At 67.6% G+C, this 23,230-nt stretch carries 19 protein-coding genes; 9 read left to right on the top strand and 10 right to left on the bottom strand.

Annotated elements, in window-relative coordinates; genetic code table 11:
• Window positions 1–5: 5 nt before the first annotated feature.
• Window positions 6–1,406 carry an acetyl-CoA C-acetyltransferase gene (locus tag C560_RS0114315; protein WP_026538728.1) on the bottom strand — a complete coding sequence of 467 codons (1,401 nt, stop codon included), beginning with the start codon at window positions 1,404–1,406 and terminating at the stop codon, window positions 6–8.
• Window positions 1,407–1,467: 61 nt separating this feature from the next.
• On the opposite strand from C560_RS0114315, the gene C560_RS0114320 reads away from it, so the two are divergent.
• Both C560_RS0114320 and C560_RS0114325 read left to right on the top strand, forming a co-directional pair.
• Window positions 1,468–2,208 (top strand): TetR/AcrR family transcriptional regulator, encoded by a 741-nt coding sequence (locus C560_RS0114320; RefSeq protein ID WP_155855790.1) that lies wholly within the window; start codon window positions 1,468–1,470, stop codon window positions 2,206–2,208.
• Window positions 2,209–2,280: 72 nt separating this feature from the next.
• Window positions 2,281–4,461 (top strand): acyl-CoA dehydrogenase family protein, encoded by a 2,181-nt coding sequence (locus tag C560_RS0114325; RefSeq protein ID WP_026538730.1) that lies wholly within the window; start codon window positions 2,281–2,283, stop codon window positions 4,459–4,461.
• Window positions 4,462–4,554: 93 nt separating this feature from the next.
• Here C560_RS0114325 and glgA read toward each other — a convergent pair whose 3' ends face one another.
• Complete coding sequence (glgA, locus tag C560_RS0114330; RefSeq protein WP_043423194.1) at window positions 4,555–5,760, bottom strand: glycogen synthase; 1,206 nt, start codon at window positions 5,758–5,760, stop codon at window positions 4,555–4,557.
• A 102-nt stretch (window positions 5,761–5,862) separates the two neighbouring features.
• Between glgA and glgC the strand changes: the two genes are divergently transcribed.
• The 3 genes from glgC to C560_RS0114345 all read left to right on the top strand — a co-directional run bounded on the left by glgC (window position 5,863) and on the right by C560_RS0114345 (window position 9,396).
• Window positions 5,863–7,278, top strand: a complete 1,416-nt coding sequence (gene glgC / locus C560_RS21985; protein WP_043423177.1) for a glucose-1-phosphate adenylyltransferase — start codon at window positions 5,863–5,865, stop codon at window positions 7,276–7,278.
• Between the two features lie 61 nt (window positions 7,279–7,339).
• Window positions 7,340–8,833 (top strand): SDR family NAD(P)-dependent oxidoreductase, encoded by a 1,494-nt coding sequence (locus tag C560_RS0114340; protein WP_051533197.1) that lies wholly within the window; start codon window positions 7,340–7,342, stop codon window positions 8,831–8,833.
• 95 nt (window positions 8,834–8,928) lie between these two features.
• Window positions 8,929–9,396 (top strand): pyridoxamine 5'-phosphate oxidase family protein, encoded by a 468-nt coding sequence (locus C560_RS0114345; RefSeq protein WP_026538732.1) that lies wholly within the window; start codon window positions 8,929–8,931, stop codon window positions 9,394–9,396.
• Between the two features lie 24 nt (window positions 9,397–9,420).
• On the opposite strand, the gene C560_RS0114350 is transcribed toward C560_RS0114345, so the two are convergent.
• Window positions 9,421–9,864: a universal stress protein gene (locus C560_RS0114350; protein ID WP_026538733.1), complete on the bottom strand. Its 444-nt coding sequence runs from the start codon at window positions 9,862–9,864 to the stop codon at window positions 9,421–9,423.
• Window positions 9,865–10,173: 309 nt separating this feature from the next.
• On the opposite strand from C560_RS0114350, the gene C560_RS0114355 reads away from it, so the two are divergent.
• Window positions 10,174–10,905 (top strand): response regulator, encoded by a 732-nt coding sequence (locus C560_RS0114355; RefSeq protein ID WP_026538734.1) that lies wholly within the window; start codon window positions 10,174–10,176, stop codon window positions 10,903–10,905.
• A 49-nt stretch (window positions 10,906–10,954) separates the two neighbouring features.
• Here C560_RS0114355 and C560_RS0114360 read toward each other — a convergent pair whose 3' ends face one another.
• Window positions 10,955–12,655 (bottom strand): GAF domain-containing sensor histidine kinase, encoded by a 1,701-nt coding sequence (locus tag C560_RS0114360; protein ID WP_051533198.1) that lies wholly within the window; start codon window positions 12,653–12,655, stop codon window positions 10,955–10,957.
• A 157-nt stretch (window positions 12,656–12,812) separates the two neighbouring features.
• Here C560_RS0114360 and C560_RS0114365 point away from each other — a divergent pair, with 157 nt between their 5' ends.
• Window positions 12,813–13,310: a pyridoxamine 5'-phosphate oxidase family protein gene (locus C560_RS0114365; protein WP_026538736.1), complete on the top strand. Its 498-nt coding sequence runs from the start codon at window positions 12,813–12,815 to the stop codon at window positions 13,308–13,310.
• A gap of 93 nt (window positions 13,311–13,403) precedes the next feature.
• On the opposite strand, the gene C560_RS0114370 is transcribed toward C560_RS0114365, so the two are convergent.
• From C560_RS0114370 to C560_RS0114380, 3 genes are read right to left on the bottom strand one after another with little or no spacing between them, the layout of a single operon-like run.
• Window positions 13,404–14,255: a transglutaminase family protein gene (locus C560_RS0114370; RefSeq protein ID WP_018772947.1), complete on the bottom strand. Its 852-nt coding sequence runs from the start codon at window positions 14,253–14,255 to the stop codon at window positions 13,404–13,406.
• A complete protein-coding gene (locus C560_RS0114375) occupies window positions 14,252–15,178 on the bottom strand; it encodes an alpha-E domain-containing protein (protein WP_026266338.1) in 927 nt (308 codons plus the stop codon). Before C560_RS0114375 ends, C560_RS0114370 begins: the two co-directional genes overlap by 4 nt.
• Entirely contained in the window at window positions 15,171–16,769 is a 1,599-nt protein-coding gene (locus C560_RS0114380; protein ID WP_043423179.1) for a circularly permuted type 2 ATP-grasp protein, read from the bottom strand. Before C560_RS0114380 ends, C560_RS0114375 begins: the two co-directional genes overlap by 8 nt.
• A 143-nt stretch (window positions 16,770–16,912) precedes the next feature.
• On the opposite strand from C560_RS0114380, the gene C560_RS0114385 reads away from it, so the two are divergent.
• Both C560_RS0114385 and pepN read left to right on the top strand, forming a co-directional pair.
• Entirely contained in the window at window positions 16,913–17,938 is a 1,026-nt protein-coding gene (locus C560_RS0114385; protein ID WP_081801728.1) for a YeiH family protein, read from the top strand.
• Between the two features lie 34 nt (window positions 17,939–17,972).
• On the top strand, window positions 17,973–20,615 hold the full coding sequence (pepN, locus tag C560_RS0114390) for an aminopeptidase N (RefSeq protein ID WP_026538739.1): 2,643 nt from the start codon (window positions 17,973–17,975) through the stop codon (window positions 20,613–20,615).
• Between the two features lie 101 nt (window positions 20,616–20,716).
• Here the strand turns inward: pepN and C560_RS0114395 are convergent, their stop codons facing one another.
• The 3 genes from C560_RS0114395 to C560_RS0114405 all read right to left on the bottom strand — a co-directional run bounded on the left by C560_RS0114395 (window position 20,717) and on the right by C560_RS0114405 (window position 23,199).
• Window positions 20,717–21,823 carry a lipoate--protein ligase family protein gene (locus C560_RS0114395; RefSeq protein WP_051533199.1) on the bottom strand — a complete coding sequence of 369 codons (1,107 nt, stop codon included), beginning with the start codon at window positions 21,821–21,823 and terminating at the stop codon, window positions 20,717–20,719.
• A gap of 138 nt (window positions 21,824–21,961) precedes the next feature.
• Window positions 21,962–22,219, bottom strand: coding sequence for a type B 50S ribosomal protein L31 (locus tag C560_RS0114400; RefSeq protein WP_018772953.1), 258 nt, complete (start codon window positions 22,217–22,219; stop codon window positions 21,962–21,964).
• Between the two features lie 170 nt (window positions 22,220–22,389).
• On the bottom strand, window positions 22,390–23,199 hold the full coding sequence (locus C560_RS0114405) for a TrmH family RNA methyltransferase (protein ID WP_026538741.1): 810 nt from the start codon (window positions 23,197–23,199) through the stop codon (window positions 22,390–22,392).
• Between the last annotated feature and the right edge of the window lie 31 nt (window positions 23,200–23,230).

The raw sequence follows: 23,230 nt of genomic DNA on the forward strand, positions 1-23,230 counted from the left end.
TCTCCCTAGAGTGCTTCGAGGATTGCGACGACGCCCTGGCCGCCGGCGGCGCAAATGGACACAAGGCCGCGGGCCGGGCGGCCGTTGACCTGGCCCTTGTCGTGCAGCATTTTTGCCAGTGAGGCCACGATCCGGCCGCCTGTGGCCGCAAACGGGTGCCCGGCGGCCAGCGAGGAGCCGTTGACGTTCAGCTTGACCCGGTCGATGCTGCCGAAGGCGCCGTCCAGGCCCAGGCGGGTGCGGCCGAATTCCTCGTCCTCCCACGCGGCGAGCGTGCTCAGCACCGTGCCGGCAAAGGCCTCGTGGATCTCGAAGAAGTCGAAGTCCGCGAGGGTGAGGTTGTGGCGCGCGAGCAGCCGGGGCACGGCGAAGGCCGGCGCCATGAGCAGTCCGTCTTTGCCGTGGACAAAGTCGACGGCCGCAGCCTCGCCGTCGATGACCGCGGCGAGCTTGGGGAGGTCATGGGCGTCGGCCCATTCCTCGGACGAGAGCAGCACGGTGGACGCGCCATCGGTCAGCGGGGTGGAATTGCCGGCCGTCATGGTCGCTTCGGCGCCCAGGTTCTTGCCGAAAACGGGCTTGAGGGTGGCCAGTTTCTCCAGGCTCGTGTCGGCGCGCAGGTTGGAGTCGCGGCTCAGTCCCCGGTACGGGGTCAGGAGGTCATCGAAGAAGCCGGCGTCGTAGGCCGCGGCAAGGTTCCGGTGGCTGTTGAAGGCGAGCTCGTCCTGGGCCTCGCGGGTGATCTTCCACTGCGCCGTGGTCAGCGCCTGGTGCTCGCCCATCGACAAGCCAGTACGCGGCTCCCCCGTGTTCGGGGCATCGGGGGCCAGATCCTTGGGACGGAGCCGGCTGAGGACCTGCAGCTTCCGGGAGACCGTCTTGGCGCGGTTGAGGTCGAGGAGCACCTCGCGGAGTCCCTCGCTGACGGCGATGGGAGCGTCAGAGGCGGAGTCGACGCCGCCGGCGATCGCGGAGTCGATCTGGCCCAGCTTGATCTTGTTCGCCAGGCCGAGCACCGTTTCCAGGCCGGTGGCGCAGGCCTGCTGGAGGTCATACGCCGGGGTCTCGGCAGAGAGTGCCGAGCCGAGCACGGCTTCACGGGTGAGGTTGAAGTCCCGGGAGTGTTTGAGGACCGCCCCCGCGGCCACTTCTCCGATCCGCTCGTCCTGAAGGCCGAAGCGGGCAATCAGGCCATCCAGAGCGGCCGTGAGCATGTCCTGGTTGGAGGACTTGGTGTAGGCACCTCCGGTCCGGGCAAACGGGATGCGGTTGCCACCCACCACCACCGCCTTGCGGAGTTGCGCCGGGACCGCGCCGGCATGCTGATTCGTTCCGGCGGCGGGTGCGGCGGCGGCTGATGCGGTGGCTGGTTGGGGGCGGGGCACTGACTGTCCGTTGACGGACATGGGCTGTCTCCTTCGATCAAAGCGATTACCGATACCCAGCGTACCTGATACGCTGGGTATCGTGAACAGCCCCAAAGCCACCCCGCCCGCCGGGCAGGCCACCGTCGACGGCCGCGCTTCCCGCTGGCAGTCCCACCGCGAGGAACGGCGGCGGGAACTGATCAAGTCGGCCCGGAAGGCGGTGCATGCCCTCGGCAGTGACGCGTCCATGGAGGACATCGCCGCAGCAGCGGGAACGTCAAAGTCCGTGTTCTACCGCTATTTCGGCGACAAGGCCGGACTCCAGCAGGCCGTGGGCGAGGTGGTCCTCAGCCAGATGCAGCGGCGCATCCAGGAGGCGGCACAGAGCGCCCAGACGCCCCGCGAAGGCCTGTTCGCCATGGTGTCCGCATACCTGCAAATGGCCGAGACCAGCCCAAACGTCTACACCTTCGTCACGCGCCATGCGTCCGGCGAGGCCGAGACGGCCGGGCCGACTATGTCCACAGCCGGAGCGTTGAGCCACTTCTTCGCCGCCATCAGCGACATGATTGCCCGGCCCATGCGCAGCCATCTGGGCGGCGGCCAGGACAAGGAAGCCGTGATCGGCTACTGGCCCAATGCCGCGATCGGCCTGGTCCGCAATGCCGGCGAACAGTGGCTCGCCAGCCCGCCCGGACCGGCCAAGCCCGGCCAGGAGGCCATGGCGCGGCAGATCACGGACTGGCTGTGCTTCGGCATCGCCCCCGAGCTGCAGGCGCCTCCTCCGGAAGAAACAGCACAAACGGAACGAACGGGCCCGGCAGGCCGGGGCACACCGTAGCACCGGCCCTGCCCACACCCGCGAACTGAACTGTCAGCACTAGAGATTGTCAGAACCACAGAAGGAAACGACATGACTGAACTAGCCGACCGCACCACCGGCAACGCCCCCCGCAGCCGGCCGCAACCACAGCGGCCGGCGGCAACCACAGCAGCCGGCCGTTCCGGCCAGCCCGGCTCCCCCGAGGCGCCCGCCGTCGACGTCGCGGCCCTTGGCGAACAGCTGCTCGGCAAGTGGGCCGACATCAGGCTGCAGTCCAGGGGCCTCGCCGGCCGCCCGGAACTGCACAAGATCGAGGGCCAGACCCACACCGAACATCGCCAACGCGTGTTCGGCCAGCTCAGGATCCTGGTGGACAATGGCGCCGTCCACCGCGCATTCCCCACGTCCGTGGGCGGCTCGGATGATCACGGCGGGAACGTGGCCGGTTTCCAGGAGCTGGTCATCGCCGACCCGTCGCTGCAGATCAAGGCCGGCGTCCAGTGGGGACTGTTTGGCTCCGCAGTGAACCACCTTGGCACCGCGGAACACCACGAGAAGTGGCTGCCCGGCATCATGAGCCTGGACATCCCGGGCTGCTTCGCCATGACCGAAACCGGGCACGGCTCGGACGTGGCCAGCATTGCCACCACCGCCACCTACGACCCCGCCGCCGGGGAGTTCGTGGTCCACACGCCGTTCCGGGCCGCGTGGAAGGACTACATCGGCAACGCCGCCAACGATGGTCTGGCCGCGGTCGTTTTCGCCCAACTGGTGACAAAGGGCGTCAACCACGGCGTGCACGCGTTCTACATGGACCTCCGGGACGCCGGGACCGGGGACTTCCTGCCGGGCATCGGGGGCGAGGACGACGGCGTCAAAGGCGGCCTGAACGGCATCGACAACGGCCGGCTGCACTTCACGAACGTCCGGATCCCCCGCACCAACCTCCTGAACCGCTACGGCGACGTCGACCCCGAGGGCAACTACACGTCCCCCATCGCCAGCCCGGGCCGTCGCTTCTTCACGATGCTCGGCACGCTGGTCCAGGGCCGGGTCTCCCTCGATGGCGCCGCCGTGACGGCGTCGAAACTGGCCCTGAAAACCGCCATCCAGTACGCCACCGAACGCCGGCAGTTCAATGCCTCCTCCCAGACCGACGAGGAAGTCCTGCTGGACTACCAGCGGCACCAGCGCCGGCTCTTCACCCGGCTGGCCACCACGTATGCCGCCAGCTTCGCCAGCGAGCAGCTGCTGCAGAAATTCGACGATGTCTTCTCCGGCCGTCACGACACCGACCAGGACCGCCAGGACCTCGAAACCCTGGCCGCGGCCCTGAAGCCGCTGAGCACCTGGCACGCCCTGGACACCCTGCAGGAATGCCGCGAGGCCTGCGGCGGCGCCGGGTTCCTGATCGAGAACCGTTTCGCCTCGCTCCGTGCCGACCTCGACGTGTACGCCACGTTCGAGGGCGACAACACGGTCCTGCTGCAGTTGGTCGCCAAGCGCCTGCTGGCGGACTACGCCAAGGAATTCCGCACCGTCAACGTCGGCGTGCTGGCCCGCTACGTCGTGGGCCAGGCCACCGGTGCCGCGATCCACCGCACCGGACTGCGCGGCGTCGCCCAGTTCGTGGCGGACACCGGATCAGTGCAGAAAGCCGCGCTGGCGATCAAGGACGAGGCAAGCCAGCGGACCCTGCTCACGGACCGCGTCCAGACCATGGTCGCTGAGGTGGCCACGGCCCTCAAGGGTGCGAACAAGCTCCCGCAGCAGCAGGGCGCCGCCTTGTTCAACGCCCACCAGCACGAACTCATCGAAGCCGCCCAGGCACATGCGGAGCTGCTGCAGTGGGAGGCCTTTACTGAGGCCCTCGGCAAAGTGACTGACCCGGGCACGCGCAAGGTCCTGACGTGGCTGCGCGATCTGTTCGGCCTGTCCCTGATCGAGAAGAACCTGTCCTGGTACCTCATGAACGGCAGGCTGTCGATGCAGCGCGGACGCACTGTGGGCGAATACATCAACCGCCTGCTCGTGAAGATCCGCCCGCACGCCCTGGACCTGGTGGACGCGTTCGGTTACGGCCCGGAGCACCTCCGCGCTGAGATCTCCACCGGCGCGGAGAAGGTCCGCCAGGACGAGGCCCGGGACTACTTCCGCAAGCAGCGCGCTAGCGGCCAGGCGCCGCTGGACGAAAAGATTATGCTGGCCCGCGCCGTTCACGGCACAAAGGCCCACGGTACGAAGGCCCACGGCACCAAAGCCCGCGGCTGACCCAGCAGAAATGCGACGACGGCGCCGCCCCCTCAGCCGGGGCGGCGCCGTCGTCGTTCTGCCGTTTGGACGTACTGCTGTTCCGTCGCGCGGTCAGGAGTCCTTGTTGAGCACCGAACGGTAGACCTCGAGCGTGGTCTCCGTGATGGATTCCCAAGAGAAGTGTTCCTCGGCCCTGCGCCGGCCCGCTTCACCCATGGCGCGGGCCCGGGCGGGATCGGACACCACTTCTATGAGGGCCTCGGCAAAGTCGGTGACGAACTTCTCCGGGTCCAGCGGGATGCCGGTACCGTCGGTGACCTGCTCGATCGGAACAAGCAGCCCGGTCTTGCCATGCTCGACGACCTCCGGAATGCCACCCGTGGCGCTGGCCACCACGGCGGCGCCGCACGCCATCGCCTCCAGGTTGACGATGCCCAGCGGTTCGTAGATGGACGGGCACGCGAACGCCGTCGCGTGGCTGAGCACCTGGATGACCTCGTTGCGGGGCAGCATCCGTTCGATCAGGATCACGCCGCTGCGCTGGCTCTGGAGCTCCTCGATCAGGCGTGCCGTCTCAGCCGCCAGTTCCGGCGTGTCCGCCGCACCGAGGCACAACACCAGCTGGACGTCGGCCGGGAGCTTGGCGGCGGCCCGCAGCAGGTACGGTACGCCCTTTTGCCGGGTGTTCCGGCCCACAAAAACAACGCTGGGGCGCTCCGGATCGATCCCGAGCGGCCGGATGATGTCATCAGCCTCGTCCCGGTTCCACTGGCTGACATCAATGCCGTTGTGGACCACCTTGACCTTGGCCGGGTCGACGTCCGGATAGCTGCGCAGGATGTCCTGGCGCATGCCTTCCGAGACGGCGATGATGGCGGCAGCGGCCTCGTAGGCGGTCTTTTCCACCCATGAAGACACCGCGTAGCCGCCACCGAGCTGCTCGGCCTTCCACGGGCGCAGCGGCTCCAGGCTGTGGGCGCTGAGGACATGCGGGATGCCGTGGAGCAGCGACGCGATGTGTCCGGCCATGTTGGCGTACCAGGTGTGGGAGTGGACCAGGTCCGCGCCGGCGATATCCGGAACGATCCTCAGGTCCACCCCGAGGGTCTGGATAGCGGCGTTTGCTGAGCCCAGGTCTTCGGGCACGGAATACGACGTGACGGTCGCTCCGTGATACCCGGGCTCGCGGGGCGCGCCGAAGGCACGCACCTGAAGGTCCACGCGTTGGGCCAGCACCCTGCTGAGCTCGGCCACGTGGACCCCGGCGCCGCCGTAGATTTCCGGCGGGAATTCTTTGGTCACAATATCTATTCGCACATGCACCAAGGTAGTCGTTACGGTGGAACTGATCTAGTGTGAAGACGTTCGGGCATGCCGGACTGTATTGGGGAGTAACGAAGGCGTTCAGGAGCTATCACCATGCCGCATCAAAAGAGAGTTTTGGCAATTGTCCTCGCAGGTGGCGAGGGAAACCGGCTCATGCCGTTGACGGCGGACCGGGCCAAGCCTGGTGTCCCGTTTGCCGGAAGCTACCGGCTTATTGACTTTGCCCTTTCAAATCTTGTGAATTCCCGCTATCTGCAAATTGTGGTGTTGACGCAATACAAGTCCCACAGCCTTGACCGGCACATTTCCGAAACGTGGCGCATGTCCACCCAGCTCGGGAACTACGTGGCCTCGGTCCCGGCCCAGCAGCGCGTCGGCAAGAGCTGGTTCCTGGGCAGCGCCAACGCCATCTACCAGTCCCTGAACCTCATTCATGACGCCAATCCCGACATCGTCGTCGTGGTCGGCGCAGACCACGTCTACCGGATGGACTTCTCCCAGATGGTGGCCCAGCACGTCGCCAGCGGGGCGAAAGCCACAGTCGCCGCCGTCCGCCAGCCGCTGCACATGGCGGACCAGTTCGGCGTGATCGAAACGGACGCGGACAACCCGGAGAAGATTGCCGCGTTCGTCGAGAAGCCGTCGTCGACGCCCGGCCTCGCGGCGGACCCCAGCCAGTTCCTGGCCTCCATGGGCAACTACGTGTTCAACGCCGACGCCCTGATTGAAGCCCTCCACGTTGACGCCGAGCGCCTCGACACCAAGCACGACATGGGCGGGGACATCATTCCCTACTTCGTGAACCAGGGCGAGGCCGGCGTTTACGACTTCACCCTCAACGACATCCCCGGATCCACCGAACGGGACCGCACCTACTGGCGCGACGTCGGCACCATCGATTCGTTCTACGACGCCCACATGGACCTGATCTCCCCCGTCCCGGTCTTCAACCTCTACAACTCCGAGTGGCCGATCTACACCCGCCAGACCATCTCCCCGCCGGCCAAGTTTGTCCGCGGCAAGTCGAACACGGTGGGCACGGCACTGGATTCGATCGTGGCCAGCGGCGTGGTCGTCTCCGGCGGCATCGTGGAAGGCTCCGTGCTCTCCAACGACGTCTACGTCGGCACCTCGAGCCGGGTCCTGGACTCGGTCCTGATGGACAAGGTCAACGTCGGTGAAGGCGCAGTCATCAAACGCGCCATCATCGACAAGAACGTCAAGGTTCCGGCCGGGGCCGCGATCGGGCTCGATCCCGACTTGGACCGCGCCCGCGGCTTCAAGGTCACCGACTCCGGAATCACGGTCCTGTCCAAGGGCCAGCACGTCCCGGACCCCAGCGATGCGGAACGGGCGCTGTCCGCGGCCAACCTGCGCCTGGTGCCCGACGCCGTCCGCACCGCAACCGAGAACTGGCCCGAACTGCGGGAGTCCGTGGACAAGGTGGCCGACGTCCAGGCAGCCGCTGTCGGCACGGACGGACCGGTCAAGCAATCACCCACGGCATAGGCAGGCGGGGGCCCGGCACGCTCGTCCGGCCGGGCTCCCCGCACCCTGTAAAATTAGGGCAATGAGCTCCCCCGATCTGTCCTCCGACGTTTCCGCCGCCGAGTCTGGTCTTGCCGGGCTGACCCCGGAGGAAATCCAGGCCTGCCTGAAAGTCCTGAACACGATCCACGCCTATGACGAGGAGCACCCGGACTACGTCTCAGTGCGCCGCGCCACCGGGAAGATGTTCAAGGCCGTCAAACGCCACCGGCGGGTCAGCAAGCGCGATGAGATCGCCGAGGCGGACCGCGCCGTGATCGCACAGACGGCGACGGCGGCCCCCGACAGGATCGACGACGAAACGCGCGGCAACAAGCTCGCCACGTCCGCGACCGGGGAAATCGCCGGCCACCTGATCAGGTCCCGGCCGTGCTACATCTGCAAGCAGCACTACACCCAGGTGGATGCCTTCTACCACCAGCTGTGCCCCGAGTGCGCCCTGTTCAGCCACAGCAAGCGCGACGCCCGCACCGATCTGACCGGCCGCAGGGCCCTCCTGACCGGCGGGCGGGCAAAGATCGGCATGTACATCGCGCTCCGGCTCCTGCGGGACGGCGCACACACCACCATCACCACCCGGTTCCCGAAGGACGCCGCCCGCCGCTTCGCGGCGATGGAGGACAGCGCCGACTGGCTGCACCGGCTCCGGATCGTGGGCATCGACCTCCGCGACCCGTCCCAGGTAATGGCCCTGACGGATTCCCTGGATGCCGCAGGACCGCTGGACATCATCATTAACAACGCGGCCCAGACGGTGCGGCGCTCCGGCAATGCCTACAAGCCGCTCGTCGACGCCGAAGACGAGCCGCTGCCCGCCGCCCTCCAGGCTGCCAACGGTGGCCCGGAGCTCGTCACGTTCGGCCACGCCCACGACAAGCACCCGCTTGCCCTGGCCAGCAGCGTGCTCGACCATCCCGTACTGGCCGGGGACGCGATCACGTCCCTGGCCCTGTCCACCGGTTCGGCGTCGCTGGAGCGTATTGCCTCCGGCACCGCGATAGACGCGGGTGGCCTGGTCCCGGACCTCGCCACCATCAACAGCTGGACCCAGGTGCTGGACGAAGTGGACCCGCTGGAGATGCTCGAAGTGCAGCTGTGCAACGTGACGGCTCCGTTCCTGCTGGTCAGCCGGCTGCGGGGTGCCATGAAGCGATCCACCGCGCGGCGGAAGTACATCGTCAATGTCAGCGCCATGGAGGGCCAGTTCTCCCGCGCCTACAAGGGCCCCGGGCACCCGCACACGAACATGGCCAAGGCTGCGCTGAACATGATGACGCGAACCAGCGCCCAGGAAATGCTCGACGCCGACGGCATCCTCATGACGGCCGTGGACACCGGCTGGATCACGGACGAACGGCCGCACTACACCAAAGTCCGCCTCATGGAAGAGGGCTTCCACGCGCCCCTGGACCTCGTTGACGGCGCCGCCCGCGTTTACGACCCCATCGTGATGGGCGAATCCGGTGAGGACCAGTACGGCGTCTTCCTGAAGGACTACAAGCCCAGCCCCTGGTGACCCGCGCCGGCGGGCCGCAGCGCACGTCACCTGGTGTCCGCTGCGGGACCTATGGCCCTGATCGGGATCCTGGCCGGCCCGTATCGTGTCTCGACATGGACTCAACCACGCCCTCACCGGAATACTCGCTGACCATGGACCAGTGCTGGGCGCTGCTCGACACCGAAGTCGTGGGGCGCGTAGCGCTGATCGTAGACAACCACCCGGAGATCTTCCCGGTGAATTTCGTCCTCGAACGGCGGGCGATTGCCTTCCGCACCGCCGGCGGCACGAAGCTTTGGGGTGCCATCACGGGCAAGCCGGTTGCATTCGAGATCGACGGCTACGACGTCCGCGACGAAACGGCCTGGAGTGTGATGGCGCGCGGCGAAGCCGAGGTCATCGAGAGCCAGGAAGAGAAGGACGAAGTGGACTCCCTGCTCCTGGAGCCCTGGCAGCCCGGCGAGAAGGCCTACTACGTGCGGGTGGCTCCCAAAGCCCTGACCGGACGACGCTTCAAGGTCAACCGGCCCGATGTGTGGACCACGCGGCTCTCGGATCCGCGCCGGGCCACGTTCGAATAGGATCCTCCAGGCAGGAGTGCGGCGTCAGTCGTGTTCGGGCGAGTGGACCACCAGCACCGGACAATGCGCATGTGCCACACAGGCGGAACTCACCGATCCCAGTAACAGTCCACCGAATCCCCCGTGGCCGCGGCGGCCCAGCACGAGCATGTCCGCGGTTTTGCTCTCCTCGATCAGTATGCGGCGGGGGTGTCCCTGGATGAGGCGGGTCTCGACGTTGTCCGGGGTGTCCGGGCCGAAGGCCTTCACCACCGCCTCGGCCAGGATTTCGCCGGCCCGGACGTCGAAGTCGTCGATCCCGACGGCGACATAGCCGTCGTACACCGGTGGGTAGTCCCAGCATGCCACCGCGACGACTTTGGCGGCCAGTGGCACCGCGAGGCCCTGCGCATGCCGTAACGCGGACACCGAAGCGTCCGAGCCGTCAACGCCCACCACGATCGTGCGGACGTCCCTGACTTCGTTCATCCCAATCCTTTGCCCTCGTACCGGCCGAGCTTCCCGCGCCAGATGGCGACGCTCCCATGATTTCCCTCGGCCGGCACGACGCCTAGGGCCAAAGGGCATGCACCCCGGCCAGCCGGCGGGCTACCCCGAAACGCTCCGGGCAACTGGCCGGAGCCGGCCTGTTGGGCACTATGACCCTTGTTCGCGCCGCCCCAGTGCAGAAGAATGGCAGAGGCTGGGGTCAGCAGATGAAAAGCAGTATCTCGAGACAAAAATCAGCGTGTTACTAAGAGAATTGAGCGGTCGCGCGAGCGGCCGGACGGGAGAATCATGATTGCCTGGGCAGACGCAGGTCTCACTGCACCTGATGGCGGGCAGGCGGTGATCCGCGTCTTTATTCTTGATGACCACGAACTTGTCAGGCGCGGGCTGCAGGAACTTCTCGAAGGCGAGGGGTTTGCTGTGGTCGGCAGTTCCGGATCCGCGGTGGAGGCGACCCGCCGGATTCCCGCTCTGCACCCCGATGTCTGTGTGCTGGACGCACGCCTGCCGGACGGGACCGGCATTGAGGTCTGCCGGGATGTGAGGTCAGTGGACCCGTCCCTGAACTGCATCATCCTGACGAGCTTCGACGACGAACAGGCCCTGCGCGGGGCCGTCCTGGCCGGCGCGCGGGGATACGTGCTGAAGGAGATCGGCGGCACGGACCTGATCGGCGCCCTGCGGCGGGCAGCAGCGGGCGAGTCCCTCTTCGAGGAGGGCGTGGCCGCCGGCGTCGTGGACAGCCTGGTGGAGGCCGAAGAGGTCGACCCGCGCACGTCCTCCCTCACGCCCCAAGAGCGCAAGGTCCTGGAGCTGGTGGGCGGCGGACTGACCAACCGGCAGATTGCCGCCGAAATGTTCCTGGCGGAAAAGACCGTGAAGAACTATGTGTCGTCCCTGCTGGCCAAGCTTGGATTCGAACGCCGCACGCAGGCCGCCGTCTTCATCGCCAGCCCGGCATTTCCGGCGGCCGCCGGCGGGAGAACCGGCGAAGTAATCCGGCCGCGCAGCGTCGGGTAGGCTCCGCGGTCACGGTGCCTCCGGGCGCGCCGGCTGCAGGAGCCGCCGGCTAGAGGGGCACCGACCATTCCAGGCTGGTACCGGAGTCGGGCGCGCTCGTGATGGTGCATTCGCCGTCGAGCATGCGCGCCCGGTCTTCGAGGTTGCTTAGCCCGTTGCGTTTTTCGGGTTGGGCGAATCCGGCGCCGTTGTCGCTGATCACCACCGTCACCCGGCCCTTGACGACCGCAACCGAGACCGAGATAGTATCCGCCCCGGAGTGCCGGATGGCGTTGCTGAGCCCCTCGGAAACCACGGCCACGACGTTGTCGGCCTTGTCCGGCGTCACGGCATCCACCGGTCCGGTGATGGTCAGGCGCGGCGGGAACGGCATCGACTTCGACGAGCTGCGTGTGACCCGACGGATCCGGCCGCTCAGCAGTTCGATCTCGCCTGTGTTGCTCTTGAGCGAGTAAATTGTGTCGCGCAGGCTGCGGATGGCTTCGTCGAGTTCGCCGGTGATGTTGCGGATGCGCTCCAGCGCCAGTTCCTCCTTGGTGAAACGGGTCAGGCTCTGCACGCTCAGCCCGGCGGCGAACAGCCGCTGGATGACGAGGTCGTGCAGGTCCCGGGCGATCCTGTCGCGGTCGGTGAAGACCAGGAGCTCCTCGCGCAGCCGGTGCACCCGGGCCAGTTCCAAGGCGAGGGCCACGTGGGAGCCGAAGACGGCCCCCATTTCGATGTCGGTCCGGGCGTAGCGCACCGACTCCTTGTCCCGTGCCAGCAGCAGGAGGCCGTGGTGGGCGCCCTGGGTACTCAGCGCCACTGCCAGCAGCGGGCCGGTGACGGCGCCGTCGACCTCCCCCAGCACTTCGGATGCGTCGTCGAACAGGACCGGCTCGCCGCCTTCGAGGACATCTTCCAGGAGCTCTGACTCCAGGTGCAGTGACCGTCCTGAAAACGCCGTGCCGCGCTCACCGGCGACGCCGATCACCACGTGGGCCACCCCGTTGGCGGCGGGGGCCACCAGCAGGGCGAGCGAGGACGCGGACTCCTGGAGCGCCCGGCCGGCGATCGGGTCCAGGCCGCCCGAGGTGTAGTCGCGGTCCGTGCTCAGCATCAGCCCGGAGACGTCCATGCAGGCCTCCAGCCAGCGTGCCCGGCGGCGGGCGTCGTCGTAGAGCCGGGCATTTTCGATGGCTACGCCGGCTGCTGCCGCCAAGGCGACGGCCAAGGCCTCGTCTTCGGGGGAAAAGTCCTCACCGCCTTCTTTTTCCGTGAGGTAGAGGTTTCCGAACACCACGTCCCGGACGCGGACCGGTACCCCCAGGAAGGACTTCATGGGAGGGTGGTGCGCGGGGAACCCGTAGGCCTCGGGGTGCTTGCTCAGTTCATGCAGCCGGAGCGGCCGCGGGTCTGTGATCAGGAGGCCGAGGACGCCGTGGCCGGTTGGCAGCGGACCGATCTGCCGCGCCAGTTTGCCATCGATGCCGACGGTGATGAAGTGGCTGAGAGCGTGGTCATCACCGATGACGCCAAGGGCGCCGAACCGAGCGTGCAACAACCGGCAGGCCGACCCGACCACGCGTTCCAGGACGGCATCAAGGCTCAGGTCCTCGGCCAGGGCGACGACGGCTTCCAGCAGGCCGGCGATGCGTTCCTTGGATTGAAGCAGCTCTTCCGCCCGGGCACCGAACCCCTTCAGCAACTCCTCAACTACGGGATTTGGCTCGGACACGGTATGGCCTGAGCCCTCACCCGTTGAATGCATGTCATTGCCCCCAATCGCTCCGGCCAATGTAGACGCTGACGGCCCTATGCCAGAATAGCGCGAACGACTCAGGAAAGCCCCGGAATTCGGAGATAAACCCGGCGGCTGGGTCCATTTGCCCTAGCCGCCGTAAGCCCGGCCGCGTACGCTCGCCGGCATGAGTACTGAATCGAGCCCGGGCCGTCACGAGCCAAAGGACCAGACCCACGCCGTCGAAGACCTCGACCACCACACATGCTGGCAGCTGCTACGCAGTGTCTCGGTGGGCAGGCTGGCGGTCTGGGTGGACGATCATCCCGACATCTTCCCCATTAACTACAAAGTGGACCACGGCACGCTGGTGTTCCGGACCGCGGAAGGCACCAAGCTGCAGGCGGCCACCGGCGGCACGCCGGTGGCCGTGGAGGCCGACGGCATCAACGCGGACACCGGAGTCGCCTGGAGCGTTGTCATCAAGGGCCAGGCCGCGCCAGTGCAGAACCCCCAGGAGGTCATGGACACGGTGGGCCTGTTGCTGTTCCCGTGGCAGGCCGGAAAGAAGGAACACTTCGTCCGGATCACGCCGGATACCGTCACGGGCCGGCGCTTCAAAGTGGTGCCGCCGCAAACGTGGTGGACACCCTTGGACGACGCCACGCGCTCCGGCCTCGAGTAACCCCCACAAACACCTCTTGCGCTATCAGACCGGGCTGCCGTGGGGCTTCAGGGCAGCCCGGTCTGATAGCGCAACGCGAGGTGTGGGGTGCGCCTACGCGACGCGGGTGATTTCCACGCTGACGCTGAGGGCCGATCCCCCGCCGCCGGACAGGATGCCCTTCAGCGGCGGCACGTCGCGGTAGTCGCGGCCCCGGGCCACGGTGACGTGGAAGTCCCCCGCCGGTTTGTGGTTGGTCGGGTCCCAGCTGCGCCATTCACCGTCCCACCACTCGAGCCACGCATGCGACTGGCCGGCAACCGTCTCGCCGAGCTCCGCCGTCGAACGCGGGTGAAGGTAGCCGGACACGTAGCGGGCCGGGATACCGCAGCTGCGCAGTGACCCGATGGCGAGGTGCGCCAGGTCCTGGCAGACGCCCTGCCGCTGGTTCCAGGCCTGTTCGGCGTTGGTGGTGACGCCGGTGGAGCCCTTCATGTAGGTCATTTCACCGCGCATCCAGGCAAAGATCGCCATGGCGGCCTCGTGCGGCGATTTCCCCTCGACAACCCCGGGAATGATGGCGAGCACTTCGGAGCCGGGACCTGTCAGCTGGGACTGCGGAATCCAGTCACTGAACTGGTTCAGCGTCTCCGGAGCGGACAGGACGTCCCACCCGACGATGTCGGCCTCGGCTGCGATCTTCTCGACCCGGTGAACCTCGACGGTGGTGGTGGACAGGACTTCGAGGTGCTCGTGCGGCATCTGCATGTCGAAGGCGGTCACCCGGGTGCCCCAGTAGTCGCGGTAGCTGCTCAGGGCCGCCTGTGAAGGCGAAACCTTCATGGAGGACTCCAGCACCACCTGCTGCGGGTCCGTCAGCGGGGTCATCCGGGCCTCGTTGTAGGACAGGGTGACGCGTTTGTTGTACTTGTAGGCCGTCTTGTGGACGATGTTCAGCCGGGTCATGAAACTTCTCCCACCCAGGCCAGTTCGTCTGCCTGATTGAAGTACTTACGGGAAATGGCGTCCGAGGCCTGCGACACGGCTTTTTGCACACGCTCCATGTGCTCCGGCAGCTCCGACATGAGGTCATCGGTGCGGTGGAACTCCAGGAAGGTGCGGGCCTGGCCCACGATCCGGCGGGCGTCGTTGATGAAGCCGACGCGCTGGGCCGAGGGGTCGAGCTTCGCCAGGCACTCGTCGGCGTCGCGCAGGGCGTAGACAATGGACCGCGGGAACAGCCGGTCCAGCAGCAGGAATTCGGCCGCGTGCTGGTCCCCGAACGCCGCCCGGCGGGTCCGCAGGAACGATTCGTAGGCGCCGGCGCAGCGGAGCATGTTCACCCAGGACATGCCGGCCGAGAGGACATCGCGGGTGGAGAGCATGCGCGCGGTCATATCGGCACGCTCCAGGGACCGGCCCAGGACCAGGAACTGCCAGCTCTCGTCATGGCTGACGGTGGTGTCCGCCAGGCCGCTGACCATGGCGGTACGCTCCAGGACCCAGTTGCAGAACCGGTAGGTGCCCACCACGTCCTTGCGGTGCTGGTTCAGCCCGTAGTAGGTCGTGTTGAGGCTCTCCCAGAGCCCGGAGGAGACGGTCTCGCGGGCGCGGCGGGCGTTTTCCCGGGCGGCACCGAGGGAACCGGCAATGGAGGTGGCACTCTGCTTGTCGTAGGCGAGGGCGTTGAGCAGTTCGGGCAGGCCGAAATCGTCGCTTTGTGCGCGGGCGCCCATGACGGCCAGGAGTTCCTGCGCCACGCTGCGCTGTTCCTCCATGGGCAGATGGTTGAGCCGTTCGAGGTGGACGTCGAGGATCCGGGCGGTACCGTCGGCCCGTTCCACGTAGCGGCCGATCCAAAACAATGACTCGGCAATACGGCTAAGCATTCGCGGTTACCTCCTGCGCATCAGAAATCTGCTGCTGCTGTTGCTGCTCTTTCTGGCTGTCGCGCCAGTTGCTCTCCACCGGCCAGACCGAAACCCGCTCGCGGACTGGGATGGTGGGCCGCGGGATCACTTCGACGGGGACCTGCGGGGAGTCGGCCAGGACCCAGGTGTCCTTGGAGCCGCCGCCCTGGCTGGAATTGACGATCAGCGAGCCCTCCTTGAGCGCCACACGGGTCAGTCCGCCGGGGAGGACCCAGACGTCCTCGCCGTCATTGACGGCGAAGGGGCGCAGGTCCACGTGCCGGGGGCCGAACTTGTCGCCGCTGAGCGTGGGCACCGTGGACAGCTGCAGCACCGGCTGGGCGATCCATCCGCGGGGGTCGGCGATGATCCGCTTGCGCAGGGCATCGAGTTCGTCCCTGGACGCGTCCGGGCCGATCACCAGGCCCTTGCCGCCCGAGCCGTCCACCGGTTTGACGACGAGCTCGTCCAGGCGGTCCAGGACGTGTTCCCGGGCCTCCTTCTCTTCGAGCCGGAACGTGTCCACGTTGGCGATCACGGGCTCTTCATTGAGGTAGTACCGGATGAGGTCGGGCACGTAGCTGTAGACCAGCTTGTCATCGGCGACGCCGTTGCCCACGGCGTTGGCGATCGTGACGCCGCCGGCGCGGGCGGCGTTGACCAGGCCGGGGCAGCCGAGCATGGAATCGGCACGGAACTGCAGCGGGTCCAGGAATTCGTCGTCGATGCGTTTGTAGATGACGTCCACACGCTGCTCGCCCGCCGTGGTGCGCATGTAGACCCGGTTGCCGCGGCAGATGAGGTCGCGGCCCTCGACGAGTTCGACGCCCATGAGGCCGGCGAGCAGGGTGTGCTCGAAGTAGGCGCTGTTGAAGACGCCGGGGGTCAGGACCACCACGGTGGGATCGTCGACGCCGGAGGGCGCCGTCTTCCGCAGGGCGGACAGGAGCCGGCGGGGGTACTCCTCGACCGGGCGGATGAGCTGCTGGCCGAAAGCCTCGGGCAGGCCCTTGGCCATGGCCCGGCGGTTCTCGAGGACATAGCTGACGCCCGAGGGCACGCGCACGTTGTCCTCCAGGACCCGGAACGTGCCCTCGGCGTCGCGGACGACGTCGATTCCGGAAATGTGGACCCGGACGCCGCCGGCCGGTTCAAAACCGTGCACCTGGCGGTGGAAGTGGGCGCTGGTCGTGACGAGCTGGCGCGGGATGACGCCGTCGGACACCACCGTCATCTTGTCGTAGACGTCATTGAGGAAGGCTTCAAGCGCACGGACGCGCTGGGCCACGCCGCGCTCCAGGACGCTCCACTCGTCGGCGGGGATCACCCGGGGGACGATGTCCAGGGGGAAGGGCCGTTCCTCACCGGCAAAGTCGAACGTCACGCCGCGGTCCAGGAAGGTCCGTGCCATGGAATCGGCACGGGCGCTGACATCAGCCAACGAAAGTTCGCGCAGGGCCAGGGCCACCTGCCCGTAGGATTTCCGGGCCTGCTGGCCGGGGGCAAACATCTCGTCGTAGGCGCCGGTGCGGCCGGCGGCCTCGGAGTACTCCTGGAATAGGTCAGACATGGTCACTAGCCAACCACTTTTTCGTTACGAAATCATTTCGACGGCCCGCGGCGCGGGGCTCAGTGCCGGCCGCACGGCCCGCAGCCGCCTGCCGGAATGGCCGCGGTTACGGCTTTTCCGGCCGGGTACGGCAATGTAGGGGCGTGCCCCCGAAGAGATCCGCCGCCGCGTCAGGCCTGACAGCGGCCGCGCCTGGCCTGACCGGCGCTGCGGCGGCCGTCGCCGTTGCCGTCGCCGTCCACTTGTTCCTCCCCGCGCTGCCGGCGATGACCCTGGCCGTGCTCCTGGGGCTGTTGGCGGCCAACCTGCCGGGCGTGTCTGGCTGGACCGCCGGGCCGGCGCGGCCCGGGCTGGACTTCGCCGGCAAACACCTCATGCGGGCCGGAATCGTGCTGCTGGGCCTGAAAGTCAGCCTCGGCGACGTGCTGGGCCTGGGCTGGGCGGCGCTGCTGCTGGTGACCGCTGTGGTGCTGGCCGCCTTCGCCGGCACGTACGGGATCAGCAGGCTTTTCCGGCTGCCTCCCCGCGTGGCGCTGCTGGTGGCCACGGGCTTCGCCATCTGCGGGGCGTCCGCGATCGGGGCGATGGCCGCCGTGCGCAAAATCCGGCAGGAAGAAACCGTGCTGCCCGTGGCGCTCGTGACCCTGTGCGGAACGCTGGCGATCGGCGTGCTGCCGTTGCTCGCGCGGCCGCTGGGCCTGGGGCCGGAGCTCTTCGGGGCGTGGACCGGCGCCTCGGTGCACGACGTCGGACAGGTGGTCGCCACCGCCCAGACCGCGGGCACCGCGGCCCTGGCCGTCGCCGTCGTCGTCAAACTCACCCGGGTGATCCTGCTGGCGCCGATGGTCGCCGCCGCGGGCTTCCACCACCGGCTGGGCACCGCGGCCGACGGAGCCAAGCGCCCCCCGGTGATCCCGCTGTTCGTCATCGGATTCGTGGCCCTGGCGGCCCTGCGAACCACCGGGTGGCTGTCCCCCGCGGTCCTGGACGCGGCCGCCGCCCTCCAGGACCTGCTGCTGGGCATGGCCTTGTTCGGGCTGGGCTCCGCCGTCCGGGTGCGGCAGCTGGTGCACACCGGCGCACGCGCGCTGCTGGCCGCACTGGCGTCCTGGCTGCTGATCGCCCTGCTGGGCCTGGCGGCCGCCTTCCTGATGTTCCCGCCGGCGTGACCGGGCGCACACGCTCCCGTGATTAGATAGCTGGGTGTCAAACCAGAATCTGCGCCGCGACGAGGCCGCGGCCCGCGCCGCCCTCATCACCACTCACAGCTACGATGTCTCCCTCGACGTCCGGCAGGCGGCCGACCCGAACGTCGCCGGCTACACGAGCCGCAGCATCATCTCCTTCTCGGCCAGCGAACCCGGGGCGACGACCTTCGTGGATTTCATCGCCGGCAGCGTGCACAGCGTCTTCCTCAACGGCAAGGGGCTCGCCGTCGCCGATGTCGTGGACGGATCCCGGATCCGGCTTGAGAACCTGCAGCCGGAGAACCAGGTCACCATCACGGGGACGGCCCTGTACAGCACCTCCGGTGAAGGCATGCACCGCTTCGTGGACCCCGCCGACGGCCAGTGCTACCTCTACACGCAGTACGAACCCGCCGACGCCCGCCGGGTGTTCGCGAACTTCGAACAGCCCGACCTGAAGGCCGAGTTCACCTTCCACGTCATGGCCCCCTCCGACTGGCAGGTGTCCTCCAACGGCGCGGAGGTGCTGCGCACCCAACTGACGAGCGATCCCGCCACCAGCCGCTGGGACTTCGCGCCCACCAAGGCGATGTCCACCTACATCACCACCGTCCTCGCCGGACCGTACTTCAAGGCAGAGGACACCTGGCGGGGCACACTCGGCGACGGCACCGTCCTGGACGTGCCGCTGGCGCTCTACTGCCGCGCCTCCATGGCCGCGTCCTTCGACACCGACGCCCTGTTTCGCCTCACCAGGAACGGGCTGTCCTTCTTCAACGAGCTCTTCGATTTCCCCTATCCGTGGGGCAAATACGAGCAGGCGTTCGTTCCCGAGTACAACCTCGGCGCCATGGAAAACCCCGGCCTGGTGACCTTCACCGAAAGCTACGTCTTCACCTCCCGGGCCGCCGACTCGCAGTACCAGGCCCGCGCCAACACGCTCCTGCACGAGATGGCGCACATGTGGTTCGGCGACCTCGTCACCATGAAGTGGTGGGATGATTTGTGGCTCAAGGAATCCTTCGCGGATTACATGGGCACCCTCGGCGTGGACCGGACCACGGACTGGGACACGGCCTGGGTGAACTTCGCCAACAACCGCAAGGCGTGGGCCTACGTCCAGGACCAGCTGCCCACCACGCACCCCATCGTCGCCGACATCCCGGACTTGGAAGCCGCGAAGCAGAACTTCGACGGCATCACCTACGCCAAGGGCGCGTCGGTGCTGAAGCAGCTGGTGGCCTACGTCGGGTTCGAGGCGTTCATCGCCGGGTCCCGGCAGTACTTCCGGGACCACGCCTACGGCAACACCACCCTCGCTGAACTGCTGGCCGCCCTGAGCGCGGCGTCCGGCCGCGACCTCGGCGAATGGGCCCGCCAATGGCTCCAGACCTCCGGCATCTCCACCCTGTCCAGCGAGATCACCACGTCCACCGAGGACACCAGCGCGTTCAGCTCCGTCACGGTCCTGCAGGACGCCGTGGATCCCGCCACCGGCCGGCAGGAGCCCCGGCCGCACCGCCTGCGGATCGGCCTTTACAACTTTGACGACGCCGGCGCCCTGGTTCGCACGGACAGCGTCGAGACCGATGTCCGCGGTGCCAGGACCGACGTGACCGCGCTGGCCGGCAAACCGCGGCCTGCGCTGCTGCTGGTCAACGACGAGGACCTCAGCTACGCCAAGGTCCGGCTGGACCCGCGTTCCGAGGCCACTGTCCGCGGCTCCCTGGACAAGCTGGAGGACCCCATGGCGCGGGCGCTGTGCTGGACGGCGCTGTGGGACTCGGCGCGCGATGCCGTCACACCGGCCGCCCTCTACGTCGACGCCGTCCAGCGCTTCGGACCCGCCGAGCCGGGTATCGGCGTCCTCCTCAACGTGCTGGGCAACGCTTCGACGGCGGTGGAACGCTACGTGCCCCGGGGCCAGCGGGACGCCGTGCGCCACGGCTTCCTCACCACGGCCGCCGAACAGCTGCAGGCGGCAGCACCGGGTTCCGACCAGCAATTGGCCTGGGCACGGACCCTCGCCGCAACCAGCCGCTACGACGCCGGCCGGCTGGACCTGCTCCGGGGCATCCTCGACGGCAGCACCGTGATCGACGGCCTCGCGGTGGACGCCGAACTGCGCTGGAATCTCTGGCATGGCCTGGCGGCCAACGGCCAGGCCTCACAGGAGCAGCTCGACCAGGAGCTCGCCCGGGACAACACGGCGGCAGGCAAGTCCGGGCACGCCACCGCCCTCGCCGCCCGCCCCGAGGCAACCGTCAAGGCAGCCGCCTGGGAGGCCGCCGTCCACGGCACCGGTCTGTCCAACCAGCTCCTCGGCGCCACAATTGCCGGGTTCAACACCGGCGCGGCCTCCCTGTTGGCCGGGTTCATCGACCCGTACTTCGAATCCCTCGAGCACGTCTGGGCGGACCGCAGCATTGAGATCGCCAGCCGGATTGTCCGCGGCTTCTACCCCGCGGGACAGGACCTGGACGGCGGAACGCCCGAAACCCACGCCGTGATTGTGCGCACCGACCAGTGGCTGGCCGCCCACCCTGATGCGCCGCGCGCCCTGCGCCGGATCGTCATCGAACAGCGCAGCCAGCTGCACCGCTCCCTCACGGCGCAGGCCCTGACGGCACCGGCCCTGGCCCCGTCGACTGCTCCGTAACCGCCCTTTTGACCGCTGAAAACGGCGGCTACGGAGCAATCGATGGGAATGAGGACTGCTAAGGAGCGGGCTTGTAGGGTTCCCGGTTATGGAACCCGGTTTTAGGGAACCCGGTGCAGCCACTCCGTGGTGCCGAACTTGGTCTCCACGCGGCGGCGGGCTGCCTCCAGCTCGGCGTCGGTGAGGACCGAGGGTGTTGCGCCGTAGCGTTCGGCGAAGACGTCCATCATCGCCGCAACGATTTCGGCGCGGGCCAGGCCGGTCTGGCGGCGGAGCGGATCGACGCGCTTCTTGGCGCTCCTGGTGCCCTTGTCGGACAGTTTCTCCTTGCCGATCCGCAGCACCTCCACCATCTTCTCGGCGTCGATGTCGTAGCTCATGGTGACGTGGTGCAGCATCCCGCCGTTGGCGAGCCGCTTCTGCGCGGCCCCGCCGATCTTGCCGTGCTCGGTGGCGATGTCATTGAGCGGCACATAGAAGGCGCTGATGCCGACCTTTTCCAGGGCCGCCATCACCCAGGCATCGAGGAAACGGTAGGAGTCCGCAAAGCTGATGCCGTCCACGAGGGTCTGCGGGAGGTACAGCGAGTAGGTGATGCAGTTCCCGGCCTCCATGAACATCGCTCCCCCGCCGCTGATCCGCCGGACCACGCTGATGCCGTGCCGGGCCACGCCTTCGGGATGGAGTTCGTTGCGGACCGACTGGAAGCTGCCGATCACCACGGAGGGTTCCTCCCAGTCCCAGAACCGCAGGGTGGGATTGCGCCGCCCGGCGCCGACTTCCTCGGTCAGGACCTCATCCAGTGCGACGTTGACGTGGGTGGGCAGGACGGACGGGGCGATGATGTTCCAGTGGTGGTCCGCCCAGCCGGTGGCCTTCGCCAGGGCGCGGCGGACGGTGACGGCGACGGCGTCGGCGGAAAAGCCGAACAGCACGGTGCCTTCGGGCAGCGCCGCCGTCACGGCGTCCGCGATATCCGCGGCGCTGGCGTCCATGGGCAGCCCGGTGAGCGCCCGGTTGATCTCCGGGAGCGCCTCGTCGGGTTCGAGGAAGAAGTCCCCGCTCAGTGAGACGTGGGCCAGGACGCCATCGACGACGTCGAAGTCGGCGACCACGAGCTTGCCGCCCGGGACCTTGTACTCGCCGTGGTGGCGGCCGCCGCCGTCGTCGTCGGTGCTGGGAGTGGTGGCGGCGGGATGGGAAGTCATGACCTCCATCCTGCCGCATGCGGCCGGGAACCCGGGAACCCTGAACCCGGTTAGCCGGTTAGCCGGAACAGCAGCGGAGACGCAGAAAGCCCGCACCGTTGCCGGTGCGGGCTTTCCATAAGACCTTGGGGAAGAAGGTTACTTCTTGCCGCCGAAGCCCTTGAAGCGAGCGTTGAAGCGCTCGACGCGGCCTGCGGAGTCCATGATGCGCTGCTTGCCCGTGTAGAACGGGTGGGACTCGGAGGAGATTTCGACGTCGATGACCGGGTAGGTGTTGCCGTCTTCCCACTCGATGGTCTTCGAAGAAGACACGGTGGACTTGGTCAGGAACTTGACGCCGGAAGCCAGGTCGTTGAAAACAACAGCTTCGTACTTCGGGTGAGTATTAGACTTCATAATTGGACCTTTGTTCGCACAACTGGATTTTGCCAGTTGCCAGGTATGAATGGGATGGCCGGCGGAAAGCACCGGACGGCCAGCTATCAATCATAGCCGATCCCCGGACCGCTGACGAACACCGTTGGCGCACGTCAGCGCGGCGCGGCCGCCGCACGATCCAGGTCGCCTCAGTCCTTCGGGCGGAGCTCCCAGAACGCCACCGCCGACGCCGCGGCGACGTTGAGCGAATCGACGCCCGGGCGCATCGGGATTTTCACGGCGAGGTCGACGGCGGCCAGGGTTCCCTCGCTCATGCCCGCGCCTTCCGTGCCCAGCACCAGGGCCAGCCGCTCCGGGCGGCGGGCCGCGAGCACGTCGAGGTCCACCGCGTCATCCGTCAGCTCCATGGCCGCGACGGTGAAGCCCTGCTGCTGCAGGACGGCCAGGCCTTCCGCCCAGTCCTCCAGCCGGGCCCACGGCACCTGGAATACGGTGCCCATGCTGACCCGCACGCTGCGGCGGTAGAGCGGATCCCCGCAGCGCGGCGAGACCAGGACGGCGTCCACGCCCAGGGCTGCGGCCGAACGGAAAATGGCCCCGACGTTTGTGTGGTCCACGATGTCCTCCAGCACCGCAACCCGGCGGGCTCCGGCGAGGAGGTCCGCCAGCGGCACCGGGGCGGGCCGGTGCATGGCGGCCATGGCGCCGCGGTGCAGGTGGAAGCCGGTGATTTCCTCCAGGAGCGCCGCGGAGCCGATGTAGGCCGGGACGTCCGGGAACTGCTCAAAGACATCGGCGAGGTCCCCGGCCCATTTCTCGGCCAGGAAGAAGGACCGCGGCCGGTGCCCGGCGGCCAGGGCCCGGCGCAGGACGCGGGAGGACTCGGCGATGTACAGGCCCTCGGCGGGTTCCCGGACTTTGCGCAGGTGCACGTCCGTGAGCCGCGTGTAGTCTGCAACCCGCGGGTCGTCGGCGGATTCGAGAAAGTGAAAGGTCACGGGCAGGTCATTCCTGTGGGGCTGTTGGAAG

Origin of the sequence: Arthrobacter sp. 9MFCol3.1 (assembly GCF_000620385.1) — a bacterium.
Taxonomy (GTDB): Bacteria; Actinomycetota; Actinomycetes; order Actinomycetales; family Micrococcaceae; genus Arthrobacter.